Annotated in this window: 5 protein-coding genes and 1 pseudogene; 3 read left to right on the top strand and 3 right to left on the bottom strand. The window is 42.1% G+C overall.

What is annotated here, in order from left to right:
* The 3 genes and pseudogenes from LI72_RS20615 to LI72_RS20415 all read right to left on the bottom strand — a co-directional run.
* Positions 1–117: pseudogene (locus LI72_RS20615) on the bottom strand (IS110 family transposase); the annotation flags it as partial.
* A 109-nt stretch (positions 118–226) separates the two neighbouring features.
* Positions 227–424: a transposase gene (locus LI72_RS19840; RefSeq protein WP_081985289.1), complete on the bottom strand. Its 198-nt coding sequence runs from the start codon at positions 422–424 to the stop codon at positions 227–229.
* Complete coding sequence (locus LI72_RS20415) at positions 331–549, bottom strand: hypothetical protein (RefSeq protein WP_033927476.1); 219 nt, start codon at positions 547–549, stop codon at positions 331–333. The genes LI72_RS19840 and LI72_RS20415 overlap by 94 nt, the downstream gene beginning before the upstream one ends.
* A gap of 1036 nt (positions 550–1585) precedes the next feature.
* On the opposite strand from LI72_RS20415, the gene LI72_RS19835 reads away from it, so the two are divergent.
* The 3 genes from LI72_RS19835 to LI72_RS19825 all read left to right on the top strand — a co-directional run bounded on the left by LI72_RS19835 (position 1586) and on the right by LI72_RS19825 (position 4878).
* The gene (locus LI72_RS19835) at positions 1586–2497 is read left to right on the top strand and encodes a glycosyltransferase family 2 protein (RefSeq protein ID WP_081985291.1); all 912 of its coding nucleotides are present in this window, start codon (positions 1586–1588) and stop codon (positions 2495–2497) included.
* Between the two features lie 162 nt (positions 2498–2659).
* On the top strand, positions 2660–4087 hold the full coding sequence (locus LI72_RS19830) for an O-antigen ligase family protein (protein WP_081985287.1): 1428 nt from the start codon (positions 2660–2662) through the stop codon (positions 4085–4087).
* 59 nt (positions 4088–4146) lie between these two features.
* Entirely contained in the window at positions 4147–4878 is a 732-nt protein-coding gene (locus tag LI72_RS19825; RefSeq protein WP_081985286.1) for a glycosyltransferase family 2 protein, read from the top strand.
* Positions 4879–4901: the final 23 nt, after the last annotated feature.

The following is a 4901-nucleotide window of genomic DNA, read 5'->3' as shown; positions in this document are numbered from 1 at the left end:
GCTTGGCAGATCGGTGAAGAAGCCGATCACCTCTGCGCTCCGAAGCTTGCGCCGGATGAGAACGGCGCCATCGCTCCCGATCGCGTGAACTTGAAAAACACTCTTCGCCAGATCCAAACCGAGGTTACAATCTCCTGCTTCGTTTGCCGACTCCTAGACGTCGACCTACAACGGCCCATCATTGGACAGCTAAGCTCGTGCAGGAGTCGTCCACGCCATCACGTCACTACAGCAAAAGGAAGCGCAGCCAACTCAGGAGATCCTGGATAATGAACTCCATCTGCACATCCGCTAGGTTGTGCTGCGCCTGCAGGATCAACGCCTTAAACCTTATAACCGGATCGAAAGGAAAACGCCCACCATTCGCGCCGCCGCCGGAAACAGGCCCTTCAACCAGCCAGACACGGAAATACCCGAACCCCACTGACTACCCAAAGTCTCAAGCGTAACATCCTCCTTGCTCAACGCTTCAAGAAGGCCGATCAAACTGAACAGAGACTTCAGATCCACCAAGGCTCTCCGCGATCGTTCCAGATCAACGATCACCATAACTGCGCAAACGCTCGAGGATTTTGCAGGCCTCCAGCTCTCGAACCCGTCCGAATGTTGACTTGACCTAGATTAAATTCATCCACTAAGGCCGATTTGTTAAAACGAGGTTTCCCGCAGGGATGCCTTAGCCAGCATAATGTTGACCGAGTAAATCCTATTAGCCAAATTCAGTGCCAGCTGTAGCATTCATCACCTGATTTCATGGCTCATGCTACCGTAAAGATTTTCTTTCTATTGCAAAGTCAGAACCGTCAGGTAGTAAAAAAATCATGACTTAATTATTTCAAAGGGCGTACAGCTTGACTTTGAAAACCCCGCAAATACTCGAGACATGGTCAAAGCGTATCGAATTAAAATTATAGTATGCAATATATTTTATATAATCAGAATTTCAAAATTTCCTGCGATAGCCATTATAAAAAATAAAACACCCTCTGACCACATTTTATTACGACTGCACAAATAAATAGCTATTTCATTGTTTTTAAGCATCACTCCCCTTATCTAATAGTTGTTTACTCTACAAGCCAAAATTTTTATCAAAACACAGCAGACAAAGACCAGATAACTACTAAACTGTAGCCCAATTATAACTCCAACTACGCACTCTCAATATTTTTCAACTCAACCAACAAAAATAGATCGACCCCGCGTATATGAATTACTCACCCGCAACCATTTAAGATGTCAACTTAATTTATTTTACTACACCATTTTCGGTAAATACTAATCTCTCACGTAAAGCTTTTTATTCAAGACATTGTCTTATTCAAGACAATACGCCCTAAAAAAACACTAAACCGCCACACACCGATTACATCAGAGATCAAATAAAACGAAACATGGCATTGCAACCTTCTTTGGCAGTAAGTACTTATACAAAATTGCGAAAATGTCACGAAATAGGTTGGAGTTCAATTTAAACCAATTAATATGCTAACACATTCGACGCCACGATGCGCCATCTCCACAGCGCGGCGGCGTGCCGTGCCATAGAAAAGTGATAAGCGTTATCCAAATCATGGAAACCGATATGACTAAAGTTGCCGTAATAATCCCAACGTTAAATGCTGGTCATCTAGCCGATCAGATGGTTCACATGCTGAAAAAGCAGAAAATCCAGCCATCAGACATTTTAGTAATTGATTCAGGATCTACTGACAATACTGCCCATGTCTTTCGAGAGTTCGGTGCACGGGTTTTTGGCCTTCCAGGACAAAAATTTAACCATGGTGGAACTCGTAAGTATGCAGCGTCATTATGCGGAGAATGCGATATCCTCGTTTTCATGACTCAAGACGCCATTCCAGCTAGTGGTGACAGTATCGCTAGGCTGTGCACAATGTTCGATGATCCGAATATTGGTATGGCATATGGCCGGCAATTACCTAGGGATGCGGCTGGATTTATCGAACGCCACGCACGACTACGCAATTACCCTGCCGCATCAGAAATTCGAACAATCGATGATCGTGGCCTTTACGGTGTAAAAGTTACCTTCTGTTCTAACAGCTTTTGCGCCTATAGAACAAGCGCATATGAATCAGTTGGAGGCTTTCCAGAAGACTCATATTTTGGAGAGGATCAGGTTATTGCTGGCCGCATGTTGTTAGCGGGATATAAGATTAAATATGATGCCGATGCGGCAGTTGTACACAGCCATGGATATTCAATAATTGAGGATTTTCGTAGGTATTTTGATGTAGGCGTATTCCATGCTCGAAATACCTGGCTGCTGGAGGAATTTGGCTCTGCCGAAGGTGAGGGTTTTAAATTTTTGAAATCAGAAATGCATTACCTATCAACTCAACAACCAAGTTTGATATTTTCAGCCTTGGCACGGTCAGTTTTGAAACTTATTGGCTATCGAATGGGGCGATTAGAGCGTCGGCTTCCAAAACAATTAAAGGCTATATTGGGAATGCAAAAATTCTATTGGAAATAGCGCGCTCTTCACAATACAATTATAAGTAAAAAATACGATTAACTTTAAGACCTTATGAAGCCTACAATATTCTATATAATACAATAAAATTAACGGCTCATGCGCCGCGATGCTGGACACCTCAGTGAATAACCCTTTATTTCAGATTTTTAGGTATTTAGAATGAAGAACACATTTCGTGATAGGGTTACACCCGTCAATCCAGGCCAAAAACTTTTGACCCCAAAAGAGCGGTTCAGCGCACGCTTGAGCCGTGAGGGTATCAGCTTTAGTTTTATTGTTATATGCTGCTTTGTAATTGTGTCGATTATTTTTGGAGGGGGCGTTGGCTCTCTGAATTTCAATTTTCTACTTATATCTTTAACAGGATTATTAATGCTTCTCCAAACAATAAAAAGAGGAGGATTGAGTAAATTTCAGAACCTTCCATTGAATGTTAGAATTTCTATCGTTCTGATTCCCGTTATTCCACTCATTCAAATTATTCCGTTGCCTCCAGAGTTTTGGCAGGCGTTACCAGGTCGGCATTCTATAAGTAACATTTTAATCGATGAAGGCTTTGGTGCTTATTGGCTACCAATATCTTTGACGCCTGTCGATACTGCCTACTCAGCGATAATCGGCATTATTGCCTTTGGCCTTATATTAGCGATACTAAAATTATCAGATAAAGAAATCAAATGGCTGGCCCAATTGATGTGTGCCCTTGTTACCTTGAGCATCATTATTGGATTGGTTCAGTTTACGACAAACGGAAATGTTTTTGTATTTTATTCAATGATGCACCGCGGCGTGGTTGCAGGAATATTTGCCAATAAGAACCACATGGCGATTTCGCTAACTGCGACTTTACCTATCTTGTGGGCCCTTTATCAGGGTCGATTTAATTATAGCTTGGCTTCGTATGCTTTATTGGGCTTATCAATTTCTGGAATTTTGGCCGTGCTCGCGGCGACAGATAGCCGAGCAGGACTAGCACTCGGTGTTATCACGATAATTATTTTAATGTCACTGCAGTTTCCGAAATATCGTACAACGATCTACATATCTACATGTGCGTTAATCTTAACGATTGGAATATTTGCAAGTCAAATTCCGCTTATCGACAAGCTCTCTGATAAAATGTTCGCATCAACTGAAGATATGCGCGGTGAGTTTGTTAAGCAGAGCCTTCCATTGCTACATGATTATATTATTACCGGAGCTGGAATCGGTAGTTTTTCGCAAGTTTACGCCGCAACAGAAAAATTAGAAGACGTAAGCTTTCAGCTTTTAAATCACGTTCACAGTGATATATTAGAGTTCATTATCGAGACGGGAATTCTGGGGATATTTAGCTATGCTGTTTGGATTATTACAGTTCTTAGCTTATCACGATTATTCCTAAAGCCTCTACGTGAAAATTTGAGGAATGGGAGTTCGGTGATCGCCGAGAAATGGGCGTTCGTTGGCCTTATAATCGTTTTAGTTTTCGTCGCACACAGCGTTGTGGACTATCCCTTACGGCGGGTATCATGCTTAACGTTTTTTTGTTTCGGGTTTGGAATTTTCGTCCGCCCCATTGTTGCTCGTGCACAGCAGCTCCATTAAGCGGAGGTTATTCTGTGCCTTACTCTGTAGATTTAATTTCTATTTGAAGGTATAAATTTGTGGAAAAGCTCTCTGTCTGTATCGCTACCTATAATGGAAGCCATTATATTGAAGAACAGATCATAAGCATACTTCATCAGTTGAGAGATGGCGATGAAGTAATCATTTCTGACGACGGATCTACCGACAACACATTAGAATTAATATCTCGGCTAACCGGTCCGATTCGAATCGCGGGAGTTACTCGAACTGGTTCAATTGTAAAGAATTTCGAGCGTGCGATGAGCTATGCGCAAAATGAAATAATCGTATTGTGCGATCAAGATGATATTTGGTTGTCGAGGCGAGTTGAGATCATACAGCGAGAGATGTTGAATGCAGAATTGGTCATTATGGATGCAAAAGTAGTAAACCAGAAATTGGAGGTAATTGCTGAATCGATGCTAAACGAACTGAGATTTGAAAGAGGCTTTCTTCGCAACTTTAAAAAGAACGGATATGTGGGATGTTGCATGGCGTTTAGACGATCTTTACTTGAGATTTTGTTGCCGTTTAAAGATGATTTGCCTTGGCACGATTGGTTCATCGGATTAGTAGCGGAGTTAAGAGGTCACGTAGCAGTGGTTCGAGAGCCGACACTTTTGTATCGGCGCCATGGTCAAAATGCTTCCGAGACGACTACTGGGTCGACGAATTCTTTTTTCAGAAAGCTTGTTTTACGGGCTAGGTTGGGACGCTCAATTATTTCTGTGTTGTTTCGGAGGAAATTTTACTCTTTGACATACCGCTAGGCTGTGTTGACAAAAGGGATTCC

Origin of the sequence: Sphingomonas sp. 35-24ZXX, from assembly GCF_000786215.1 — a bacterium.
GTDB lineage: Bacteria > Pseudomonadota > Alphaproteobacteria > Sphingomonadales > Sphingomonadaceae > Blastomonas.
Note: the sequence above shows the minus strand (reverse complement) of the source record. Positions and strands in the feature narration are given on the sequence as shown.